The 22,163-nt window shown below is 53.0% G+C and carries 19 protein-coding genes and 1 pseudogene; 5 read left to right on the forward strand and 15 right to left on the reverse strand.

What is annotated here, in order from left to right; translation table 11 throughout:
- Positions 1-407: 407 nt before the first annotated feature.
- From BGX12_RS09030 to BGX12_RS15940, 13 genes and pseudogenes are all read right to left on the reverse strand, one after another.
- Positions 408-1,871: an NADH-quinone oxidoreductase subunit N gene (locus BGX12_RS09030; protein ID WP_109735748.1), complete on the reverse strand. Its 1,464-nt coding sequence runs from the start codon at positions 1,869-1,871 to the stop codon at positions 408-410.
- Positions 1,871-3,556 carry a NuoM family protein gene (locus BGX12_RS09035; RefSeq protein WP_109735749.1) on the reverse strand — a complete coding sequence of 562 codons (1,686 nt, stop codon included), beginning with the start codon at positions 3,554-3,556 and terminating at the stop codon, positions 1,871-1,873. The genes BGX12_RS09030 and BGX12_RS09035 overlap by 1 nt, the downstream gene beginning before the upstream one ends.
- A complete protein-coding gene (nuoL, locus tag BGX12_RS09040) occupies positions 3,556-5,508 on the reverse strand; it encodes an NADH-quinone oxidoreductase subunit L (RefSeq protein WP_109735750.1) in 1,953 nt (650 codons plus the stop codon). Before nuoL ends, BGX12_RS09035 begins: the two co-directional genes overlap by 1 nt.
- Before the next feature lie 3 nt (positions 5,509-5,511).
- Positions 5,512-5,826: an NADH-quinone oxidoreductase subunit NuoK gene (nuoK, locus tag BGX12_RS09045; protein WP_109735751.1), complete on the reverse strand. Its 315-nt coding sequence runs from the start codon at positions 5,824-5,826 to the stop codon at positions 5,512-5,514.
- Positions 5,826-6,362 carry an NADH-quinone oxidoreductase subunit J gene (locus BGX12_RS09050; RefSeq protein ID WP_109735752.1) on the reverse strand — a complete coding sequence of 179 codons (537 nt, stop codon included), beginning with the start codon at positions 6,360-6,362 and terminating at the stop codon, positions 5,826-5,828. Before BGX12_RS09050 ends, nuoK begins: the two co-directional genes overlap by 1 nt.
- The gene (locus BGX12_RS09055; protein ID WP_233246337.1) at positions 6,362-6,931 is read right to left on the reverse strand and encodes an NADH-quinone oxidoreductase subunit I; all 570 of its coding nucleotides are present in this window, start codon (positions 6,929-6,931) and stop codon (positions 6,362-6,364) included. The genes BGX12_RS09050 and BGX12_RS09055 overlap by 1 nt, the downstream gene beginning before the upstream one ends.
- Positions 6,931-8,286: a complex I subunit 1 family protein gene (locus tag BGX12_RS09060; RefSeq protein ID WP_109735753.1), complete on the reverse strand. Its 1,356-nt coding sequence runs from the start codon at positions 8,284-8,286 to the stop codon at positions 6,931-6,933. The genes BGX12_RS09055 and BGX12_RS09060 overlap by 1 nt, the downstream gene beginning before the upstream one ends.
- On the reverse strand, positions 8,286-9,875 hold the full coding sequence (locus BGX12_RS09065) for a 2Fe-2S iron-sulfur cluster-binding protein (protein ID WP_233246338.1): 1,590 nt from the start codon (positions 9,873-9,875) through the stop codon (positions 8,286-8,288). Before BGX12_RS09065 ends, BGX12_RS09060 begins: the two co-directional genes overlap by 1 nt.
- A 24-nt stretch (positions 9,876-9,899) precedes the next feature.
- Positions 9,900-11,207 (reverse strand): NADH-quinone oxidoreductase subunit NuoF, encoded by a 1,308-nt coding sequence (gene nuoF, locus BGX12_RS09070; RefSeq protein ID WP_109735755.1) that lies wholly within the window; start codon positions 11,205-11,207, stop codon positions 9,900-9,902.
- 2 nt (positions 11,208-11,209) lie between these two features.
- A complete protein-coding gene (locus tag BGX12_RS09075; protein ID WP_109735756.1) occupies positions 11,210-12,271 on the reverse strand; it encodes an NAD(P)H-dependent oxidoreductase subunit E in 1,062 nt (353 codons plus the stop codon).
- On the reverse strand, positions 12,268-13,461 hold the full coding sequence (locus BGX12_RS09080; RefSeq protein WP_109735757.1) for an NADH-quinone oxidoreductase subunit D: 1,194 nt from the start codon (positions 13,459-13,461) through the stop codon (positions 12,268-12,270). The genes BGX12_RS09075 and BGX12_RS09080 overlap by 4 nt, the downstream gene beginning before the upstream one ends.
- Positions 13,458-14,063, reverse strand: coding sequence for an NADH-quinone oxidoreductase subunit C (locus BGX12_RS09085; RefSeq protein ID WP_109735758.1), 606 nt, complete (start codon positions 14,061-14,063; stop codon positions 13,458-13,460). Before BGX12_RS09085 ends, BGX12_RS09080 begins: the two co-directional genes overlap by 4 nt.
- Before the next feature lie 138 nt (positions 14,064-14,201).
- A pseudogene (locus BGX12_RS15940) lies at positions 14,202-14,702 on the reverse strand (NADH-quinone oxidoreductase subunit B); the annotation flags it as partial.
- Positions 14,703-15,000: 298 nt separating this feature from the next.
- Here BGX12_RS15940 and BGX12_RS09095 point away from each other — a divergent pair.
- From BGX12_RS09095 to BGX12_RS16035, 5 genes are all read left to right on the forward strand, one after another.
- A complete protein-coding gene (locus tag BGX12_RS09095; RefSeq protein WP_109735760.1) occupies positions 15,001-16,695 on the forward strand; it encodes a bifunctional diguanylate cyclase/phosphodiesterase in 1,695 nt (564 codons plus the stop codon).
- A 125-nt stretch (positions 16,696-16,820) separates the two neighbouring features.
- Positions 16,821-17,012 carry a 4Fe-4S binding protein gene (locus BGX12_RS09100; protein WP_109735761.1) on the forward strand — a complete coding sequence of 64 codons (192 nt, stop codon included), beginning with the start codon at positions 16,821-16,823 and terminating at the stop codon, positions 17,010-17,012.
- Positions 17,005-18,237, forward strand: a complete 1,233-nt coding sequence (locus BGX12_RS09105; protein ID WP_109735762.1) for an NAD(P)/FAD-dependent oxidoreductase — start codon at positions 17,005-17,007, stop codon at positions 18,235-18,237. The genes BGX12_RS09100 and BGX12_RS09105 overlap by 8 nt, the downstream gene beginning before the upstream one ends.
- Before the next feature lie 128 nt (positions 18,238-18,365).
- Entirely contained in the window at positions 18,366-19,385 is a 1,020-nt protein-coding gene (locus BGX12_RS16030) for a prepilin-type N-terminal cleavage/methylation domain-containing protein (RefSeq protein WP_109735763.1), read from the forward strand.
- Positions 19,386-19,408: 23 nt separating this feature from the next.
- Positions 19,409-20,227 carry a type IV pilin protein gene (locus tag BGX12_RS16035; protein ID WP_109735764.1) on the forward strand — a complete coding sequence of 273 codons (819 nt, stop codon included), beginning with the start codon at positions 19,409-19,411 and terminating at the stop codon, positions 20,225-20,227.
- Positions 20,228-20,276: 49 nt separating this feature from the next.
- Here BGX12_RS16035 and BGX12_RS09120 read toward each other — a convergent pair whose 3' ends face one another.
- Positions 20,277-21,026 (reverse strand): NAD(P)H-binding protein, encoded by a 750-nt coding sequence (locus BGX12_RS09120; RefSeq protein WP_109735765.1) that lies wholly within the window; start codon positions 21,024-21,026, stop codon positions 20,277-20,279.
- A gap of 25 nt (positions 21,027-21,051) precedes the next feature.
- Positions 21,052-22,125 carry a histidine phosphatase family protein gene (locus BGX12_RS09125; protein WP_158278214.1) on the reverse strand — a complete coding sequence of 358 codons (1,074 nt, stop codon included), beginning with the start codon at positions 22,123-22,125 and terminating at the stop codon, positions 21,052-21,054.
- Positions 22,126-22,163: the final 38 nt, after the last annotated feature.

A 22,163-nucleotide genomic window follows, 5' to 3' on the forward strand; every position in this document is an offset into this window, starting at 1 on the left:
TCTCGGTTAAGTCTCATCGCTTGTCCTTTTCTTGGTCGAAAACGCAAGTTAGAAACCTAACCATCCCTAGAATTCACTTTCTAGGGATTTTTTTTGTTTTCAGCCTAGATCGGATTTACTTGACGATGAGAATCCGCGTCTCTTAAAATTTTTTCGCAATAAAAATTAGAAATTCCTGTAAAAATTCCAATCATTTTTCACAAAACATGTGATTCTCACTACAAATAAAGTACTTTTAGTAAGTTTTTTTGTAAGTATTCATAACGTGTTGACCTGCAACCGGTTACATTTTACAAAAAAACACCCCGTAGGCGTTACCTACAGGGTGTTTTCATAATCACTAGCTTATACAGCTACGTCAATTTTTTCCAGCCGATGCCGAAACGAGTTCGGCATGACGGGCGGGATTACAGTGCTACGCTGGGCATGACGCCCAGGGCCAGGAGCACGAGGGCTGCAACAGCAACGCCGAACTTCAGCAGATAGCTGAAGGGTGCGCTCTGGGCGCAGCAGCACTTGATTTCGCATTCACACTTTGCCGGGGCAAAGAGGACGAAGGCCACGCGCAGGTAGTAGACGGCTGCCACCAGGGACAGAGCGAATGCTACAGCGGCGAGCCAGCCGAGGCCACCAGCCATTGCTTCGGAGAACAGGCTGAACTTGGCCAGGAAACCTGCTGCAGGCGGAAGGCCGGCAAGGCTTGCCAGGCAAACTGCAGTACCCAGGGCAACGAAGGGACGCTTGCGACCGCGGCCGCGGAGGTCGTCCAGGGTTTCGTTGCGGTCGTCACGGCCTGCCAGGTAGGCAACACCAGTGAGAGCGCCAGCGGAACCGATTGCATAGGTCAGCAGGAAGTAGAACATGGAGCTCATCTGGACGGTGCCCTGTTCCACGAATGCGGGGAGCAGGAGGCCGATCACGATGAAGCCAGCGTTCATCACTGCAGAGTAAGCCAGGATGCGGCGGATGGACTTCTGAGCGAGACCACCAAATGCACCGTAGACCATGGAAAGCAGGGAGACGATGACAACCACGTAGTACAGAGCCTTGGGCTGAGCGCCAAAGGTTGCGGGTTCGGAAAGATTCCAGACAGCCACGCCAGTCTTTGCGGCGAGAGTGCCGAGCCAGACGGAAGCGAGAGCGGCAAGAGCGCCGACCTTAACGACGGCAGCCATGAAGCCGGTCACTGCAACGGAAGCACCGGTGTAGACGTCAGCCACCCAGAAGTGGACAGGAGCAGCACCAGCCTTGAAGAGCAGGCCAATCACGGTGAGGAAGGAACCGATTGCGAACAGGGATTCGCGACCTTCCAGGATCTTTGCGCCGAAGTGGGTAGAACCTGTTGCACCGTAGACCAGGACCACACCGTAGAGGAAGAGGGCGCTGAAGATGGAGCCGGAAACGAAGTACTTGAAAGCACCTTCGTTTGCGTTCACATCCTTGCGGCGGATTGCAACCAGGGCGTAAATCGGGAAGCTAGCCAGTTCCATACCGAGGAACAGGGCCAGGTAATCCACAGCCTGGGTCATGAGGGCTGCGCCACAGGTAGCGAGCATCAGGAGGGCGTAAGCTTCGCCACCCTTGAACTTTTCATGACCGAGGGTCCACTGGACACCAGCAATGCCGAGGAAACCGCAGAAGAGGACCGCAATGCCCAGGAGGCGGCGAACCGGATCCATGGCGTACAGACCAAAAGCGGTATCGGTAGAAACCAGGGCGTAGGAACCGATGGCCAGGAGAACGAAAGCGGAAGCGATCCAGGGAAGAACCTTATGCTTGTTTTCGTCCTTGAGGAACGGTTCAGTTGCCAAGGAGATGAGGGCGCCAACGGCGACCAGGATAACCGGCAGAAGAATCATAATGGTATTCATTAGTTGTTACCTCCTTCAGCAGCATTCATTTCTTTCAGCTGAGCGATCAGGGAAGCGCGTTCCTCATCGCTGAAGCCGTTTGCCTTCAGGTTTTCGTCCAGCTGCTTGAAGTCATCTTCGGTCATGGGCTGAGCCACGTCTTCCACACCTTCTTCCGGTGCGGCTTCTTCAGCAACAGCTTCAACCTTGGCGGTTTCTGCTGCAGGAGCTTCTTCCTTCACCACTTCTGCGGGAGCCTTCATCTTTTCGATGGTTTCTTCGGAGAGGAGGTTATAGGAGTTGGAGGTCACGAAGGACGGGTGGATACCAAAGACCAGGAGAAGGACAGCCAGGATGCCGATGGAAGAACCTTCCAGGGCGGTCATGCGAGGACCTTCGACATATTCGCTCTGAGCCTTGCCGAAGATCACCTTCTGGACAAAGCGGAGCATGTAAGCAGCGGAAAGGATGATGCAGAGACCTGCGACGATTGCAGGAACAGGGCCGATGAGCCACAGGGAAACGAGAACGTTGAATTCACCGATAAAGCCTGCGGTACCAGGAACAGCCAGGGCCATGACAGCCACAAAGCCGAACAGGGTGCCGAACACGGGAGTCTTGGTTGCAAGAGCGCCCATCTTGTCCAGTTCGCGAGTACCGGTGTAACGTTCTGCAATACCCATCAGGAAGAACTGGGCGCCAGCGGAAAGACCGTGAGCAACCAGGAGGATCAGCACTGCGGGGAACATGGTATCGGTAATGGTAAAGAGGCCAGCAACAGCAAGGCCGAGATGACCCATGGAGCTGAAGGCCAGGAGCTTCTTGGCATCCTTTGCGCGGAGAGCCATGAGAGCGCCATAGACAGCAGTCACGAGACCGAGAACCATCATGGGATTTGCGATATCCATGGTGCGTTCCGGGAAGAGCAGGATTACCCAGTAAAGCATGCCGAATACGCCAGCCTTACTCATTGCACCGGTAAGGATTGCAGAGAGAGGAGCCGGAGCTTCAGCATAGGAAATTGCCTGCCAGCCGTGGAACGGGAAAATCGGGGTCTTCACCAGGAAAGCAAGGAGGAAGCTGACCACGATAGTCATCTGGAGAGCGGGATCCATGGTATGGAAGGCGCTTGCCAGAGAAATGGGCAGTGCGTTGTCTGCGATAGTGAGCATGTACCACAGGGCCACCATCATAGGAGCGGAACCTACGAGAGTGTAGATGGCAAATGTCATTGCAGCCTTGGCCTTTTCCTTACCGCCGAAACCTGCGATGAGGATTGCAGCGGGAATCACCATTGCTTCGAAGAAGAAGAAGAAGAGAACAGCATCACCGGCAAGGAAGGTACCGTTCATGGAGCCCATCAAGGCGAAGATGCCGATGGCGAAGTTGCGGTAGTTCTTGCAGGTAGTGTTGCGGGCAGTAATCAAGGCGACCAGGGAGAGTGCCGTGGAGAGGAGCACCATCCAGCCACCGAAGCTGCCGTTATAGAGGAAGTAGTAGACAGGGCCCTTTGCGCCAGGGAGCTTGAACCATTCTACGGGATCCGTAGCCTGGTTGCCAGAGACGAGCAGAGCAACAGACATCACTACGAAAGCGATGCCGAAGAGGAAGGCCATGCGAGAGGAAGACTTAGGATCTTCCTTGGAAGTTGCAACCATGAGGATAGCTGCAACAAACGGGGCCAAGACGAGGAGATGGAGAAGCATTAGATCAAACCTCCAGTCAGAAGAACAACAAGTACAAGGGCTGCCACGCCAGCGATGCTAAGAGCAAGCTGCAGACGGACCTTGCGTACCTGGAAGGATGCGGCACCATCACCCAGGATCAGGGTAATGTTGGCAACCAGCCACTGTGCGAACTGCACCAGCTTATCCACGCAGTTGTCGACAATCCAGGCGATCACATTGGTAAGGCCAATGAACCAGCCGTGAATAATGTCGAAGAGGAAGGTCCAAGTTGCCTTGCCACCTTCGGGGCGAGTGCTCTTGGTAGCAGTGGGAACCTTCTTGAATGCGAAGTAAGCAATGACGATACCCACCAGAGCGGCGAGAGTACCGAGAGCGGCAAACATCATGGGGTTCACGTGAGCGGCGGAATGAGCCACGGCGTTCTGTGCTTCACCCACAACCGGTGCGAGAGCATGTTCGAAAGTGTTGAGACCCAGGGATTCAGCCCAGAGGTAACCAGTACCAACTGCGCCAGCAGCGAGGATCACCATCGGAATCAGCATGCAAGCCGGAGCTTCGTGAATATGAGCTTCGCTTTCCTTGGAACCACGGTATTCACCGAAGAAGGTCATGATAATCAAGCGAGTCATATAGACAGCGGTAATCACTGCGGTGAGGAGGCCAACTGCATAGAATGCAGGACCCATAGGACCGCTCATGTACAGCTTTTCAAGAATGAGGTCCTTGGACCAGAAACCTGCAAAGCCCGGGATACCGATAATGGCAGCGAAAGCAAGCAGCATGACGCCGGCGGTAACGGGCACCTTCTTGGCCAGGCCACCCATCTTGCGCATATCCTGTTCACCAGCCAGAGCGTGAATCACAGCACCGGCACCGAGGAACAGAGCGGCCTTGAAGAAGGCGTGGGTGAAGACGTGGAAGATGGAAGCATCGAAAGCAGCCACACCTGCAGCCATGAACATGTAGCCCAGCTGAGAGATGGTAGAGTATGCAAGCACCTTCTTGATGTCGTTCTGGAAAAGGCCAGAAACTGCAGCCCAGAAAGCAGTCAGGGCACCAACGATAGTGATGATGTCCAGGACCACCGGCAGAGCGGCGAACATGGTAGAAAGACGAGCAAGCAGGTAGACGCCAGAAGTCACCATGGTTGCAGCATGGATCAAGGCGGAAACCGGGGTCGGACCAGCCATTGCATCGGGCAACCAAGTGAGAAGAGGAATCTGAGCGGACTTACCGGTGCAGCCGACGAAGAAGCAGATACCGGCAGCGGTGAGAGCCGGCATGATGATAGCAATCTGACCACCGGCAATTGCAGCCTTGAGGAAGCTCAGCAGGGAGTCATACTGAAGGATGGAATTGGACTGAGCAACGTTCAGGCCCAGGAAGATGAGGATCAGCATACCCATGAGGAAGCCGATATCACCAACGCGGTTCACGATGAAAGCCTTGTTAGCAGCCTTGCAGTTGTCCTTGTCGTGGTTCCAGAAACCGATCAGCAGGTAGGAGCAGAGTCCTACGCCTTCCCAACCGAAGAAGGTAAGCATGAGGTTGTCGGAAAGGACCAACACGATCATGCTGAAGAGGAACAGGTTGATATAGGAGAAGAAGCGGGCAAAACCGCGGTCACCGTGCATGTAGCCGATGGAGTAAAGGGCGATCAGAGAACCGATGCCGGTTACGAACAGCAACATAATGCGGGACAGGTTGTCAAACAGGAAGCCGAAATTCACGTTGAGGAACGAGAGATCGATCCAGTTGCACAACACGCTGCGGATGCCTTCTTCGGGCATATTCAGAGAGAGGACCACAACACTTGCGAAAGCCAGTGCGGGGAACAGCACAGCCAGTGCGCCCACCAGACCTTCAGAAGGGCCCTTCTTGCTGCCGGAAGATGCTACGGCAATGATGCCGAGCAGGATCGTGCCGATCAGCGGGAAAAGCGGAATGAACCAAAGCGGTAAATTTGTCATGGCTTACCCCTTCATGTTAGTGAAAGAGTCAGAGTCAACACTTTCACGGTTACGGAAAATCAGGATCACCAGAGCAAGGCCAACGCAAGCTTCTGCGGCAGCCACAGCGATAGTGAACAGCGGAACGATCTGACCTGCGGCACTCAATTCAGCAGGCAGAGTCTTTGCAAAGCCAACCATGGACAGGTTCACGGCGTTAAGGGCGAGTTCAACACCCATCAGCACGAAGAAGATGTTACGGCGGGCAATTGCAACAACCAGGCCGATGGTGAAAAGCACCAGGGCGAGGATCTGAATGTACATAGCTTGGAGTTCCATTATTTACCCTCCTTTTCAGACACTTCAGAACCCAGGCGCTTCTTAGCCATGAGAACTGCAGCAGCCATAGAAGACAGAAGCAACAGACCGAGAACTTCGAACAGGACGAAGTAACCGGGGCCGTTCTGAGCCATGTTGAACAAGGTTTCGGAAGTGAACTTCACGCTGCCACGGATAGTCGTTGCGTCGAAAGCGAGAGGTGCACGAACCAGGACGAAACCAACTAGGCCACAAAGAACAACAACTGCGGGAACCACAAAGAGGGAAACCTTGTCGAAGCGCGGGGTGTTGTTATCCTTGCCAGCGTTCAGCACCATGATCACGAAGGTCAGGAGCATGACGATAGCACCGGCATAGACCATGATCTGGACTACACCCATGAAGGGGCTGCCCAGAAGGCCGTAGATGCCAGCCATGGAAAGCATGGACAGGATGAGGGAAAGAGCACCATAGAGGGGGTGCTTGGCGAGGAGCACGCAGATAGCGGAGCCAACTGCGATCACTGCCAGAACGATGAAATAAATCAGGGCGAGCATTATTTAACCTCCATGCCCCAGACCTTGCGGGCCTCGGCGTTCTTGGTACCGCCCGGAGCCATCTGGCTCTGTGCGTCATCGGGGTAATCCTTGGGATCCCAGTTGATGAGATCAGCCATGTGGGCCACGAATTCTTCACGGGTACGGTGTTCAAATACGATTTCCTTGGTATCCATGCGGAGAGCATCTACCGGGCAGGCTTCTGCGCAAAGGCCGCAGAACACGCAGACCAGATGGTCGATGTCGAAACGCATGACGCGCTTTTCGATACGGGGATCATCGGACTGAGTTGCTTCGATGAAGATACAGTGAGCAGGGCAAGCAGCAGCGCACATACCGCAGGCGACGCAACGAGGGGTGCCATCGGGGCGCAGCATCAAACGATGCTTTGCACGGTAGGTCGGGAGGATTTCCGGCTGACCTTCAGGATAGGAAATGGTGGGCAGCTGTTCATAGCGGAAGAAACCGCGGGCAGCGTGCTTGAGGGTGGTCCACAGACCACGCATAGCCTCGAAAATGTAGAGGCGTTCCACCCAGTTCATGGGCTTCTGTTTGATAATACGAGCCATTAGTTACTACCTCCCACAAGCTTTGCAATAACTGCAGTCACAATGAGGTTCAGGATAGCGATGTTAAGAATGATCTTCCAGCCCAGGTGCATGACGTGGTCATAGCGGAAGCGGGGCAGAGTCCAGCGAACCCAGATCCAAACCCAGCAGAACATCACGCTCTTGATCACGAGGACCAGCAGGTGGATCACAGCAGTACCGAGAGCGGTTGCCAGGGTGTTTGCGCCACTTGCAGTGTAAGCGACTTCCGGAGTATAGAACATCCATGCGCAGATTGCTGCAGCGATGAACACGACTGCAGCGATACCGCCCACCAGGTTGTACAGCTTGTATTCCTGGAGAATGACCATCTTGTTGGACTGCTTGGAGAGAGCCAGCTTCTTGGAGTAGCGATGGACCATGTGGAGGAATGCAAGGGCCAGGAAAGCGAGAATGCCACAGAGAACGGTCAGAGAGCCGCCCATGTGAGCCTGCATGGTTTCGGTAGTCACGAACGGAACAGAGTAACCGCCAAGGAAGAGGGTTGCCACCAGGAAGGAAGCGATGCAGATATGAGCGTATTCGCCCATATAGAACATACCGAACTGCATTGCACCGTATTCGGTGTGGTAACCAGCAACCAGTTCCGGTTCACCTTCGGCAACGTCGAAGGGAGCACGGCCAGTTTCTGCGATAGTTGCAATGAGGAAGCAGAAGAATGCCACAGGCTGGGCCACAATGCCCCACACATGGTGTTCCTGCCAGCTGACGATGTCGGTCAGGTTGAAAGAACCTGCGAGAACCAGGAGGCCCATCATGGAAAGGCCCTGGCAGACTTCGTAACTGACGGTCATTGCAGAAGTACGAAGAGAACCCAGGTAGCTGTACTTGGACTTGGATGCCCAACCAGAAAGAACTGCACCGTAGGCAGACAGGGAGGACAGACCAAAGAGCAGCAGGATACCCACGTCGGAATCAAGGATAGAACCGCTGATCTTTACAGCCTTGCCACCCCATTCGAAGGCCATGGGGCCAAACCAGGGAATGACGCAGGGAGAAAGGAACACGATTGCAAAGGGAATAGCAGGTCCCAGATAGTAGAGGAACTTGCTAGAACCCTTGGGGGCAAACATTTCCTTGAAGAACAGCTTGGTACCGTCGCACATGTTCTGGACATAGCCGAACAGGCGGACCCTACCGAAGATGGGGAACTTGATGTAGGAACGGTTCGGTCCCTGACGGTCCTGCATAAAGCCGGCGCCACGGCGTTCCATAGGAATCAAGAGAAGGATGTAAAGGACCGGCACGAAGCAGAAGGCGAACTTTGCGATCGTGATCAGCCATTCAACCCAGGATTTGGATTCGATAATATCCATTATGCGTTACCTCCTTCAAGATGAAGGCCAGTGCTCTTGATGCAATCGTATGCAAGGCCTGCGAGAGCCGGAGCGTATTCGGCAGCCTTCTTGAAAGCGTCATAGGCACAGGTGAAGGTGTTACCAGCAAGTTCAGAGAGAACTTCGTAGGCGGGCTTCAGTTCTGCATCGGGGCAGGTGGGAGCAGCGTTCAACTTCTGGAGAATGTTGAGGGAGTTCACCATAGTGCCCTGCACTTCGCTCCAATGCTTGATACCGAAAGCGAGAGTTGCCTTGCTTGCAGTTTCGTCGTTGAAAGCGGAAAGAACAATGCGGGTCGGAATCTTTTCGATGACGTCCATGGACTTGTTGCCTTCGCCAACGATGTTGTTGTTCACGCAGACCAGCACGGAGAATTCAGAAACGCGCTGAGCGAGATCCCACAGATTGTCATCCGGGAGACCCAGGAGCTTGAAGCCTGCGCGGTTAGCCATGGGGTCACCGCTCTTGGCAATGCCATCAGGTTCAGACTTGATCTTGAGGGTACCTGCGAAGATTTCTGCGCGGTCGCCCAGGGATTCCTTCAGCATACGGAATGCAGCCAGGTCTTCGATGGTGCATTCGCCACCAGCAACCAGGGCAACCTTACCATTCTTGATGGCGTCCTTCATGACGCTCATGCCGCCGATAGCCGGCAGACGATTCTGATTGAAAGTCTGGAAAGCGAGACGGCTGGTGTTAGAGAGCCAGCTACGGTTCACTTCCGGGTTGCAGCGAGGCATCATACGGTAGATCTTGCCATCAGCGTGATCCAGCCAGATGTTTGCACCCAGGGAGTCATCCATGGAGATGGTGGGAGTGTGGCTCAGGAGCCATACACGCTTCTGGAAACGGAAGTACTTTGCAGTCATTGCGCCAGTGGGGCACACATCGGTAACGCAAAGGTCATATTCGTGATCCAGCTTTTCGCCAGGGAATGTAGTGATGTAAGTATGGTCAGCACGGCCAGCCAGCTGCAGCTGTTCATCCTTGGCGATGGTGCGCATGAAACGTACGCAACGGTCACACTGGACGCAACGTTCTTCGTCGAGAAGAATGCGGGGGCCGATATCCACATGCTTACCACCGCGGACCTGACCCTTACTGTCAATGAACTGGTGAGCCGGATTACCGTGGTAGTTCTTACCATATTCCGGACGCATGCGGCCTTCGTTCTGGCCAGCTTCCATGTAGTTTTCCTGCAGGGTGCATTCGCCGGCCTTGTCGCAAATGGGGCAGTCCAGCGGGTGGTTCACCAGCATGAATTCCTGGGTAGCCTTGCGAGCGTTCTTTACGCGAGCAGAGGATGCAGGAGTGTAGATCTTCATGCCCGGGGCAACAGGAGTGTAGCAGGCAATGACCAGCATACGACCGCGGGGGCCTTCCTGTTCAACGAGGCACTGACGGCAGTTACCGGAAACCGGAAGATACGGATGGTAACAGACGTGAGGAGTTTCAATCCCGACAGCCTTGAGGGCTTCGAGGAGGTTTGTGTCGCCAGGAACCATCACGGCCTTGTCATCCACGAAGATTTCCACCTTCGGGCTGTTTTCGGTCGGGAGTTTCGGCATGTTATAGAAGTTACTCATAATTTATTACCAGAAGATTCCAGGACGATAAGTTTCTTGTACACGGGGCTTTGCGTGATCCGGATTCTTTGCGATGTATTCGTCAAAGTCAGCACGGAACTTGGCACTGTAAGCACCAACCGGGCCACCCAAGGAAATGGACAGCGGGCAAATGGTAACACCACCGAAACCACCACAGAGGCTCTGCATCAGTTCCACATCGCCGTCATGACCGTTGCCAGCAACGATCTGGTTCAAAATGCGGTGCAAAAGACCGGTACCTTCGCGGCAAGGAGTGCACTGGCCGCAAGATTCGTGGCTGTAGAAGTTACCCAGAACGTTCAACAAATCCACCATGTTGTGGGTGTCGTTGATGACGATCATAGCACCGGAACCGAACATAGTCTTCATGGAGGCCAAACATTCGTAGTCCATGGTGGCAACTGCAGCTTCTTCGGCAGTCAGCGGAGCACAAGAGGAACCGCCCGGCAGCACAGCCTTCAGCTTGCCGCCCACCACGCCACCGGCGTATTCGTTGATCATGGTCATCATGGGAGTTCCGAGAGGAGCTTCGTAAACGCCCGGGTTCTTTACGTCACCAGAAATGCAGAACACCTTGGTACCGCCTGCACGGGGAGTACCCATCTTGGCGTATTCGCTAGGATCGTGCTTGAGGATCCAGGGGAGAGCCATAATGGTTTCCACGTTGTTCACGCAGGTGGGGCTCTTCCAGGCACCGCTAACAGCCGGGAAAGGCGGCTTCAGGCGGGGCTGACCCTTCTGGCCTTCGAGAGAGTTAATGAGTGCGGTTTCTTCACCGCAAATGTAGGCGCCAGCGCCACGGTGTACGAAGATATCGAAGCAGAACTTGGTTCCGCAGATATTTTCGCCAAGGTAGCCGGCGGCATAAGCCTGGTTCAGAGCCTTGTTGAGGCTTTCGATGCAGGGCAGGAATTCGCCACGGCAGTAGATGTAAGCTGCGCGGGAACCCAGAGCCCAAGCGGCGATGATAAGACCTTCGATCAAGCGATGAGGATCTTCCAGCATGAGGAAGTGATCCTTGAAGGTACCGCCTTCGCCTTCGTCAGCGTTCACCACGATGTAAACCGGCTTGCCGGTACCGCGGGGAACGAAGCTCCACTTCATACCAGTGGGGAAGCCTGCACCGCCACGGCCACGCAGATTGGAGCGCTGGACGTAGTCGATGAGCTCGAACTGGCTCATGTTGAACAGACGTTCGGAAATATTTTCGTAGCCGCCCAGCTTCTTGTAGACTTCAATGTCCTGGGCGCCCTTGCCGAAGTTTTCAGTACAAACTTTTACGCATTCTGCCATAATTATACCGCCTTTTCTTCCGGAGCCGGCTTCTGAGTGGTAACAGCAACTGCGGAGGGCTTGGCAACGCGTTCGCCGGAGGTTGCGATCATGCGATATTCATCGCCGACCTTACCTGCTGCGTCCACAAAAGCCTTGTCCTTGACGCCGGGTTCGCCAACAGCGACCCAATCATTGCCAGACTTCTTTTCGACGACGATCTTAGTGAATTCCGGAGCGCCCTTCCAAGTGAGGGTAGCGCCAGTTTCGTCTGCTTCGGCCTTAACGCAAAGAACCGGAGAAGGAGGAGCGTAGTCAGCGACCTGAGGCTTTGCAGTTGCACCAGGAGCACCCGGGTGACCGCAGTGCCCCTTCACAACACCGCCCAGCACGTCGTGCTTGGGAACATTGTTTGCGTGGGCCTTGCACCAGTCGATGATGCGATCGATGGAAGCTTCGGTCAGAGTAGTGCCGCGCTTCATCTTCAGTTCGCCATTCACTACGTCAGTTGCGAAGTCATCGTTCACCAGCATCATGGGGCCGTTGCCGCAGGAGCCCAGGCATTCGACCTGGAGGATGGTGAACATGCCATCGGGAGTGGTTTCGCCGGACTTGATGCCCAGCTTGTTTTCCACGTACTTGATCAGGGGCTGAGCGCCCTTGATTGCGCAGCTGATGTTACGGCAGAACTGCAGCAGGAACTTGCCCTTGGGGGCGTGATTGTACATGGTGTAGAAAGTAGCAACGCCAAGAGCGTGAGCAGGAGCGCAACCGCAGACGTTTGCAGCCCAGCGGATACCTTCGGTGGGAACCCAACCGAAAACGCCCTGAACCAACCAAAGCACTTCAAGAAGAGCGCCCTGGCCTTCGGGATAACGGCTCAGGAGATCGGCACAACGTTCCTTGATTTCGGGAGCGTTCAGCTTGTCCAGCACTTCCTTGGTGGGAGGCTGGGGCTGAGCCTTGTGTACATGGCCAAAAGTTTCAGCCGGATCTGCAGCATAGCCAATGGGCTGCTGCGGGCGATCGAACTTCAGGTTGTTGTTGGCAACGACCTGAACGGCACCTTCAATATGTTCTCTCATCGGTCGAGTTCTCCTGCAATCATGTTGAGGCCAGGCAGAGTAGCCATGGAGTCAGCAAGGGTAAGGCCTTCAACCAGGTAGTTGAAAGCAGAAACGTGAGCGAGGCTCGGGGAACGAACCTTGATACGGTACGGGTGACCGGAACCATCGGAAACGATGGTGAAGCCCAGTTCGCCGTTTGCGCATTCGGTACCGCAGTAGAATTCGCCTTCCGGTACGCGGATGCCTTCGTAGACGCTCTTGAAGCGGCCTATGAGGCCTTCCATATCCTGATAGGCCATCTTGTGGGACGGCACGCGGATGCGGGGGTCGACGATATCGATGGGACCCGGAGCGAGACGCTTCAGAGCCTGGCGAACGATCTTCACGGATTCTTCAATTTCAGCGAGACGAACCTGCAGACGGTCGTTTGCGTCACCATTGGTGCCAACCACAACGTCCCAGTCGTAGGTTTCGTAATCGTAATACGGTTCATCCTTACGCAGGTCGCTTTCTACGCCGGTAGCACGGAGTACAGGGCCGGTCCAGCCGTAGCTGATTGCGTCTTCCTTGGAAATCTTGGCAACGCCAACGGTACGATCCAGGAAGATACGGTTACGATCCAAGCAAGCGTGCAGGTCCTTGAGGGCCTTTTCCACAGAGTTGCAAGCTGCGAGGACTTCGTCTTCGAAACCATTGTAAGTATCGCGATAGAGGCCACCGATACGGGCATAGCTGTTCGTCAGACGAGCGCCTGTGAGCTTTTCCCAGATCAGCATGATTTCTTCACGGGGGTTAAATGCATACATGAACGGAGTGGTACCGCCAAGGTCCTGGAATGCAGCGGCCACGCAGATGAAGTGGTCGTTGATACGGGAAAGTTCATTCACGATAACGCGGATGACCTTGTTGCGTTCCGGGATTTCAATGCCGAACATCTTTTCTACGGTACGGCAGAAAGCGATGTTGTTCATCATGGCAGAGCAGTAGTTCAGACGGTCGGTGTACGGGAGAGCCTGCTGCCAGGTGCCGCGTTCCACCATCTTTTCAAAGCCACGGTGCATAAAGCCGATTTCGCTGACGCCAGCAACGATGGTTTCGCCATCGAGAGCGGCAAGCAAACGTACGCAGTGGTGGGTTGCCGGATGAGTCGGGCCCACATTCAGAGCCATGAGGCTCTGCTTTTCGCCATTCGGATCTAATACGATCATGCCTTAATACTCCCTTCAAGAAAATCTTCATCAACGGGATCCACTTCTTCGGAGCGTTCGATGACCTTGTAACCCTTGGATTCAAGGCGCTGTTCGAGAGCGGGAAGCAGGAAGTCGCTGGTAGAAAGCCACTGACGCTTATGGGCAGGATAATCCTTGCGAAGCGGGTGACCGATAAATTCAACGTGATTCAAAATACGACGCAGATCGGGGTGGCCGATGAACTTAACTCCATACTGGTCAAAGACTTCGCGTTCGAGCCAGTCGGCACTCTTGTACAGGTCGGTAACGGACTGGACCTGGAGGTCCGCTTCGCTGACCAGCACCTTAAGACGGATGCGGGCGCCAGCGACGGTCATGCTCTTGAATGCATAGGAGACCGCAAAACGAGGACCTTCATGATTGGGGTAAGTCAAGTAGTCGATACCCGCAGCGTCCAGGAGCATATCCATCTTGACGGGGGCTTCATTCTTGAGGAATTCCACGGCGGCGTGGAGATTTTCCTTGGGAACGACTACGCAAGCATCCCACTTGGCTGCCTGGTCCGGAGTTGCACCGAACTTGGCTCCAAGGAGCTCGATAATCTTATCTACAGATTCCATTCCTTACTCCTTCCAGAACTGGGCTTTCTTCACCAGCATCTGTTCCTTTTCAATCAGGAAATTCTTGGCGTCAGCGATCTTTTCGCTAGCGAGAGCCTTAGCTTCGGCCTTGGCTTCGGCAGTCTTTGCCTTGATGAGTTCCAGCTGTTCCTTGACTCGTTCGGCACGCTGCTTCATGAAGGATTCGTCCTTGATCTTGTTCTGCAGGTCGAACATGGCGTCGAAGAAAGCTTCCGGACGGCTGGGGCAGCCACCGATATAAACGTCTACGGGGATAATGTGGTCAATGCCCGGAACAGTGCAGTAGCAGTCATAGAAACCGCCAGAGCTAGCACAAGCACCCATGGCGATGACCCACTTGGGTTCAGCCATCTGCTCGTACATACGCTTCAGGATCGGAGCCTGCTTATAAGTAATGGTGCCGGACACCAGCAGGACGTCAGACTGACGCGGGGTAAAGCGCACGTATTCAGAACCGATACGGGACAAGTCGTAACGACCCACTTCCGTACTCATGAATTCGATTGCACAGCAAGCCGTACCATAAGGGAACGGCCACAGGGAATTGGTACGACCCCAGTTGACCAGGAAGTCAAGAGAGGAAGTAATGAAATTCGGCTTTTCTGCCTCTGTACTCATAGGAGATTACCTCATAAAATGCAGCCCAAAGATAGAAATTTACAGAAAATGGACAAAGCCCAAATGAGGAAAGCGGCATATACGACGCAGATAGTCCGTCCCGAAATTAGACTTGACTAACATAGGTTCGAAAAAAATTCTATCTTTTTATTTCCTCTTCAAGGGAAAAAATGTGATATTTACAACACTCACAACGGGAAATCAAGTTCCAACTAGCCCTAATCCTTGAAAGCCAATCGTTATATTTTTACCTTTGGCGCGGTTTTTGGTTTATTTGGTTCATTTTCTATCAGAGGATATGATGGAAATTTCAAAATTTGGAGAATTGTACTGCAGTTTCAGAGAGGTTCTTTTTGAAACTCTCTCCTCCATGAAGACTTTTCCCCTAAAAGTGCAGGAAGCCTTCCCTCCCCTGGCGAAGGAAACGCACATTGGCGCCATGGCCCTTGGCCTAAACGCCCCTCCCTCTGATTATGCCCCCAATGGGGCGGACGTCCAGGAAGTTCTTTTCCAGGATAAGGAAACCTGCCCCGTCCTGAACGATGACGAAGCATTTGTAAAGCAGATGTTCACTAGAGAAAGTGGCAGCTTTGTTATCAAGCTCTATCCGATACAGGGGCATCAGTTTGACGAAGCCGAACTGAAGATTTGCCAGCTTTTGGCAATCGACTGCTTCATTCTTGGCGGCCGCGCACGTCTGATGGACTTTATGGAATACGCCATGTCCACGGAACCCATGACCAAGACGGACAACCAGCAGACTCTCACCCGCAAGATGGGTATGCTCGCCGCACGCGGCATGCTGAAGGACTTCACCGGCATCTTCCTGAACCTGAAGAACTTCAAGTATATTAATAAGTCCATGTCCAGTGCCGTGGGCGACTTGGCCATCAAGATTTACGCCAAGGCCATCATGGATAGCATGGAAGAATTTGAAATCGTCTGCCGTCTAGGCGGAGACAACTTCTACGTGCTGGTCAAGAAGGAAAACCTTCAGAAGTTTATCGATCGTTTCTCCAAATTCGAAGTAAAGCTTTCCCAGGGACCCAAGCCGGTTGAATTCGTCATCCAGGCACGTATGGGTATCTATAACGCGACCCCCAAGGACGGCGTTGCCGAACTGATGAACAACGCATCCACGGCCCTGAATGTCGCAAGAGAACTGCGCACCTCCGACCTGATCTTTTTCAGCAACGAAATGCAGATCCAGGCCATGCACCACAGGGAAGTTTCCACGGAATTCCGCAACGCCCTGCAGAACAGGGAATTTGTGGTCCACTACCAGCCCAAGGTCAACATCAAGACCAAGCAGCTGTGCGGTTCCGAAGCTTTGGTCCGCTGGATCCGTCACAAGACTATCGTCCCGCCCATGGATTTCGTCCCTATCCTGGAACAGGAAGGCTCCATCTGCCAGCTGGACTTCTACGTCTTTAACGCCGTCTGTCGCGATATCCGCCACTGGGTGGATATGGGCATTCCTCCGGTACGCATTTCCATCAATTTCTCCAAGCGCCACTTGAAGAATCCCAACTTCGCACAGGACATCCTTTCCGTCATGTCCCAGCACCGTGTGGAAAGCAAGTTCATCGAAGTGGAACTGACCGAGGTTTCCGACTACGACGACTACAAGGCCATGCAGACCTTCGTGACCATCATGCGTCAGAACGGCATTTCCGTCTCCATCGACGACTTTGGCACAGGTTACTCCACCCTGAACGTCCTGAAGAATTTCGATGTGAACGTCATCAAGCTGGACAAGTCCCTGCTGGACAACATCGGCAAGGAAAACTCCATGGACGAAGTGGTGGTGAAGAACGTGGTGAACCTGGCCAAGGAAATGAACAAGGAAGTCATTGCCGAAGGTGTGGAAAGCGAAGCACAGGCCAAGTTCCTGGAACAGGTGAACTGCAACAATGTTCAGGGCTACCTGTTCGACAAGCCCCTGAGCCACGACGACTTCCAGAAGCGTCTTACAGGCGAAAAACCGTACTAAATCCAATGCCGAGGCATCTCGGTTCATTCTAGCCGTCATGCCGAGGAATCTCGGCATCAGCTTTTTATAGCGAATCTTGAAATAAACTCAAGATGAACACGGCTTGTTTTTATATATTTCATAAAATGAAGAAACTTGTTCACCAGAAAGAAAAATGCCTGAGATGCGCCGGCTGCGTTGGCGTATGCCCCAAGATGGCCCTGGACATGTACGGTCTGGATTTGCAGATCGATCACGAGAAGTGCATCCGTTGCGGACTTTGCACTCGCACTTGCCCTGTAGGCGCCCTCAAGATTCAGGAGGTGGACAATGCTTGATAACCAGTATGATGTGGTAGTCATTGGCGCAGGTCCTGGCGGATCTGTTACCGCCCGTAATTTGGCGCGTGAGGGCCACAAGGTCCTGTTATTGGAAAAACGCGAAAAGATCGGCTACCCGGTACGTTGCGGAGAGGCAAGCACTAAACTTTCCGACCTACAGACCTACGGCCCTATTGACGAAAGCTGTATCGAAAGCATCATCAACGGCCTTTACATCTATGGTCCCGATGGCGTAAATATCGAGCTTCCCCAGGAAAACACCGGCATCATGCTGGATCGCGAAAAGTTTGACCCGTGGCTTGCAAAGCTTGCCGCAGATGATGGCGCCGAAGTGGTAACCGCCGCACGAGCCGAATTTGTTAGTGAAATTGAAGGTTCCGGAAAGGACGGTTTTAGAACTGTTCGCGTGGTTCTGGGCAAGGGCAACGGAGATGGTTCCGTTACCGAGACCGCCACACAGGAAATCCGCGCCAAGATGGTTGTTGCTGCAGACGGCGTCGAAAGCCGCTTTGGCCGCATGCTTGGTCTGGACAGCCTGCAGAAGCCCGCAGGAACTTGCACCGGCATTGACATCCAGGTGGATGGCATGCTTACCCGTCCCGACTACCTTACCTTCTGGCAGGGTTACGATTTTATTAACGACGGTTACATCTGGAGCTTCCCCAAGCAGAAGAGTAACGTCACCAAGTTTGGCGCGGGATTCCTGATTCCGCCCAAGGCTGGTCCCTCTATTTACGAAGTCACCATGGAATGGCTGGAAAAGCTCTTCCCGGGGGCAAAGATCAATAAGGTTGTTGGCGGTGTGATTCCCGTTTCCAGCACGCTGAAGGACTACACGCTGGACCGCTTCGCCCTCGTTGGCGATGCCGCCCATCATACGAACCCCCTCACCGGTGGCGGCATCGCGGCCGCCATGCGTGCCGGACGGTTCTGTGCCCAGACCGTCCACGAGGGCCTGACCGCCACTTCCGGCGAGTCTGCCGACCTAAGCAAGAACTTCCTGAAGCTTTACGAAAAGCGCTGCTACGACTACTTCGGCAAAACTCATGAATTCGAATACAAGTTCCGCAAGTTCCTTCTGGAAATCAACAAGCAGGAACAGGTGGGACTCTACAAGGTCCTGCAGGGCTTTGCCCTCAGCGGCTGCAAGAAGCGAGCCTTCCTGAAAACCCCCATACAGTCCGCCAAGTACCTGTACAAGTTCATGAAATTCAAGGGTTAATGCGATAAATAGAGAAAAAAACGTATTTTTTCGCAAAACAAAAGGTTCTCGCATCAAAAAGCGAGAACTTTTTTGTTTAGAATAAGCTATATCTAGAAAGTTACGAATTACTTATTTGGGATTTGCTTATGAGAAAAGGTTTTACGCTCATCGAAATTATGGTGGTCATTGTCATCATGGGCATTCTTGCCGCGGTGGCAGTTCCTAAACTTTTCGGCAATGTGGCAAAGGCCAAGGTTTCTGAAATTTCAGTAGCAGCAGGCGCCTATATCAAACTGCAGGACGTATTCCTGGCAGAAAAGACCGCCCTAGGGAATTGGGCGGCCATCGGTTACAACGCTCCCGGTAACGGAAAGACAAACAATTTCTGCTACAACCAGGGCACCATGACCGAGAATACAACCGCCGTTGAACAGCAGAGCGAATCTCTCATCGGCTGGGCAGCCTCCAACGTAGCGACCCTTAACAACTGTCAGGCTGGTGGCTGGTGGTCCCTAGTTATCAGTGTCCAGGGAAGCAATGACGCCGCATACAACCACAACGTAAGTTCCAACGAATGTTCCGCACTTGTTACTGGTTGGGGCCTAGGAACCACCATGTCCGGAAGTTGCGAAAGCACCAGCGTAAACCAGGTAGCGGCAGCCACTCCTCAAGCCACCCCCCAGCCAGCACCTCAGGAAACTCCGAAGGAAGAACCGAAGAATGAACCTGAAACTCAGCCGGAACAGGTGCAGGAAGAAGAAAAAACTGATCAGCCCGTCGAAGAAGATACTCCAGAACAGCAAAGAACAAAGTTGATGAATCTCCTTAAGGAGGCCAGTGACGCAAGAGCTGCGGCAAGAACAGCATCAAGTGAAGCAACAATTCTTGAAACGGAAGCGGCACTTGCAGCAAGTATTGCTAACAATTGTTTGATTATAAATTGCGCAGAAAAAAAGGAAAGAGCCCAAAAACTTCGTGATCAAGCAACAGCAAAACGAACAGAAGCAAACGAACTGAAATCTACAGCCTCAGAAAAGACAGACTTGGCTAAAAAAGCTGTAACACTCGCAGGAGAAACGACAATATCAAATCTCAAAAATGATCTCCAAAATGGCACTTATGTCTTTGGAGAAAACACAAAAGATTTCTTTGAATTTGAATTATAAAGTTCACCTCATATCATAATCCTATGAACAAACACGGTTTTACACTCATCGAAATTATGGTGGTCATTGTCATCATGGGCATTCTTGCCGCAGTGGCCGTCCCTAAATTATTTGGAAACGTTGCAAAAGCTAAGGTTTCCGAAGTGCCAGTAGCAGCAGGCGCCTATATCAAACTGCAGGACGTATTCCTGGCAGAAAAGACCGCCCTAGGCAACTGGTCCGCTATTGGTTACGTCGCACCGGGTAACGGAAAGACCAACAATTTCTGCTACAACCAGGGCACCATGACCGAGAATACAACCACTGTTGAACAGCAGGGCGAGTCCCTCATCGGCTGGGCAGCCTCCAACGCAGCAACGCTTAACGACTGTAAGGCAGGTGGCTGGTGGTCCCTGGCAATCAACGTCCAGGGAAGCAATGACGCCGCATACAACCACAACGTAAGTTCCAACGAATGTTCCGCACTTGTCAACGGTTGGGTTTTAGGAACCACCATGTCCGGAAGTTGCGAAAGCACCAGCGTTGCTCAGAAGGAAACTACAGGCGAAAAACCTAACAGCGAAAAAAATCCTAGCGGCGAAGAAATAAAGGACCAAGGACAACAGGGTCCATCACAAGCAGAACTTGACGCCCAAAAGCAGCAAGAAGAAGAAAAGAAGAAAGCGGAAGAAATGCAGAAACAGCAGGCCGCACAAAGCGCCGTCCAGGCAGCTAAGGAAGCATTCAACAAATGTACCGGAAATACCTGCACAAAAGAAGAAAAGGACCGTCTAAAAGAAGCCTGGGATAACGAAAAGGAAAAATGCAAGCAACTCTACGGCAACGCAGTCTGTAAGGACTAATGCATTTCCTGTCAAAAAAAGGGTCCGCCATCTAGCGGACTTTTTTTGTCTAAAACAGCTGTTCAATTTTCGTCTTGGCAAGCACTCGATTATAGATAATGCGTTTGCCCTTGACACCGTCGGTTACGTTGATGTGATCCACAGGCGGTTTCAGGATGGACGTTACCAGATGGGCGGCAACAGTTCCCGCGGCCACTGGCCTAAAGAAACTAGGGACCAACATAGTACGTTCTCCACCGAAGAATTTCTGCAGGAGTTCCTCACCCAGGCGCTTGTCATTGTGCTGCCCTAAAAGCAAGGACGGACGGACCAGGGTCAAGGATTCAAAGTTCATCATGGTAAGACCCTCTTCCAGCATTCCTTTTAGACGGTTGTAGAAGAAGGGGGAATGGGAATCCGCACCCATGGCGCTGACGCATAGGAAATGCTTAACGCCTGCCTTCTTGGCAATGGCTGCAAGCATCAGGGGAAGCCTCGTATCCACACGTTCCTGTTCCGCCTTGGATCCTGCCTGTTTTTTTGTAGTCCCCAGGCAGCACACCACGGCATCGCACCCAAGGAAACCTGCCAATACTTTTTTATGCCCTTCACCCTCTGCTCCAAGGGTATGGAAATCCACAACCTCGAAGTTCAGCTTGGACGAACCTTCCAGAATTCCCATGGAAGCCAAGTCAGGAGCATCATCCCCTGGCATTTTCCGCACCGGGCAATAAACGCGAACCACCTGGTCCAAGCGAACCAGGAGTTTTAGAACGTTCTTACCAATTAGGCCGGTAGAACCAAGTACGGCAACTTTCATTTAGATAAACGTTATCCAGTAACAGTTACTTGATAATGGGGTCTGCGGCGGTATCGGCCAGGGCTTCAGCCTTGGCATCGTTGGCGTTCTGCCAACCCACATCGTAGCCACGAACCGGATACAGATTTACAGCACCAGCCTCGTTCACCACAATGGCCACACCGGACATGAAGTTCACCCAGCGGAAGCCATCAGCCTTGGAATAGGCCTTCAGGTTGATAGCTCGGTTGGATGCATACACGACCATAGGTTCAGCCAGGACATCGTGGGAGACAAGAATGCTTACACGCTTCCAGTTGGCCATGTTATCCAGGACCACTTCCTTGATGAACTGGTTAGCACGGGAGTACAGCGGATAGAAGGAAGCATACACCAGGGCATTGGTTTCAGCATTGGGGAACTGGTAGTTATAGCAGTAGCGAGAAATCAAGGTATTCAGGTCGGTGGACTTCTTCTTGAGATCTTCGATATCGATGGTGGCATCCTTACGGTAGAAGTAATTACCATCGATGATGTCCAAGGTATCAACTACAGGAGTATCGCCACGGCCAACGGCAATGTTTGCGGCGGTTTCGCGGGTACGCACAAAATCGGTGGAAGCGTAATAGAATGGTTCCGTACCGCCGATACGTTCACCCAGAGCCTTAGCCTGGGCAGCGCCCTTGCTGGTCAAGGGAGAAAGCTTGCCGGTACTGGTATCGCGGGCTGAATGGCGAATCACGAAGACGATCTTGCTGGTCTGGGGAACAGCCTTGTAGATGTCCGCGATATCATAGAAGCCATCTTCATCGGAAACCACAGCAAGTGCCGGGTCCACAGTATAGAGCAGTTCATCGGGATAGGTTCCGCCCACTACAGGGACATCACTTGCAGACGACGCAGGAACAGGATCCACGGTGGCGCTAGATGCAGGAGCCGGATCCACGGTTCCGCTAGGATCCACCGTAGCGCTGGAAGTAGGGACTGGATTAGCCTGGGAATCCGAGCTCACCACAGGAGCGGGAGACGGTGCAGCCGGGCTGGAGGAATCGTCACCGCAAGCCACCATGAAGGACATTGCAGACAAAGCAATAATACTGGAAAAAGCTTTTTTCATCATATTCATGTCCTCTAATCTAACATTTTCTGTTGTAACGA

The sequence above is a fragment of the Fibrobacter sp. UWR4 genome, assembly GCF_003149045.1.
Lineage (GTDB): Bacteria > Fibrobacterota > Fibrobacteria > Fibrobacterales > Fibrobacteraceae > Fibrobacter.

Coding starts and splice junctions, on each gene's coding strand:
- nuoK (WP_109735751.1), bottom strand. CDS start 5,826: ATGGAACTCCAAGCTATGTACATTCAGATCCTCGCCCTGGTGCTTTTC.
- BGX12_RS09075 (WP_109735756.1), bottom strand. CDS start 12,271: ATGAGAGAACATATTGAAGGTGCCGTTCAGGTCGTTGCCAACAACAAC.
- BGX12_RS09065 (WP_233246338.1), bottom strand. CDS start 9,875: ATGCCGAAACTCCCGACCGAAAACAGCCCGAAGGTGGAAATCTTCGTG.
- BGX12_RS09050 (WP_109735752.1), bottom strand. CDS start 6,362: ATGCTCGCCCTGATTTATTTCATCGTTCTGGCAGTGATCGCAGTTGGC.
- BGX12_RS09080 (WP_109735757.1), bottom strand. CDS start 13,461: ATGATCGTATTAGATCCGAATGGCGAAAAGCAGAGCCTCATGGCTCTG.
- BGX12_RS09030 (WP_109735748.1), bottom strand. CDS start 1,871: ATGAATACCATTATGATTCTTCTGCCGGTTATCCTGGTCGCCGTTGGC.
- BGX12_RS09060 (WP_109735753.1), bottom strand. CDS start 8,286: ATGGATATTATCGAATCCAAATCCTGGGTTGAATGGCTGATCACGATC.
- BGX12_RS09055 (WP_233246337.1), bottom strand. CDS start 6,931: ATGGCTCGTATTATCAAACAGAAGCCCATGAACTGGGTGGAACGCCTC.
- nuoL (WP_109735750.1), bottom strand. CDS start 5,508: ATGACAAATTTACCGCTTTGGTTCATTCCGCTTTTCCCGCTGATCGGC.
- BGX12_RS09095 (WP_109735760.1), top strand. CDS start 15,001: ATGATGGAAATTTCAAAATTTGGAGAATTGTACTGCAGTTTCAGAGAG.
- BGX12_RS09120 (WP_109735765.1), bottom strand. CDS start 21,026: ATGAAAGTTGCCGTACTTGGTTCTACCGGCCTAATTGGTAAGAACGTT.
- nuoF (WP_109735755.1), bottom strand. CDS start 11,207: ATGGCAGAATGCGTAAAAGTTTGTACTGAAAACTTCGGCAAGGGCGCC.
- BGX12_RS09105 (WP_109735762.1), top strand. CDS start 17,005: ATGCTTGATAACCAGTATGATGTGGTAGTCATTGGCGCAGGTCCTGGC.
- BGX12_RS09100 (WP_109735761.1), top strand. CDS start 16,821: ATGAAGAAACTTGTTCACCAGAAAGAAAAATGCCTGAGATGCGCCGGC.
- BGX12_RS16030 (WP_109735763.1), top strand. CDS start 18,366: ATGAGAAAAGGTTTTACGCTCATCGAAATTATGGTGGTCATTGTCATC.
- BGX12_RS16035 (WP_109735764.1), top strand. CDS start 19,409: ATGAACAAACACGGTTTTACACTCATCGAAATTATGGTGGTCATTGTC.
- BGX12_RS09085 (WP_109735758.1), bottom strand. CDS start 14,063: ATGGAATCTGTAGATAAGATTATCGAGCTCCTTGGAGCCAAGTTCGGT.
- BGX12_RS09035 (WP_109735749.1), bottom strand. CDS start 3,556: ATGCTTCTCCATCTCCTCGTCTTGGCCCCGTTTGTTGCAGCTATCCTC.
- BGX12_RS09125 (WP_158278214.1), bottom strand. CDS start 22,125: ATGATGAAAAAAGCTTTTTCCAGTATTATTGCTTTGTCTGCAATGTCC.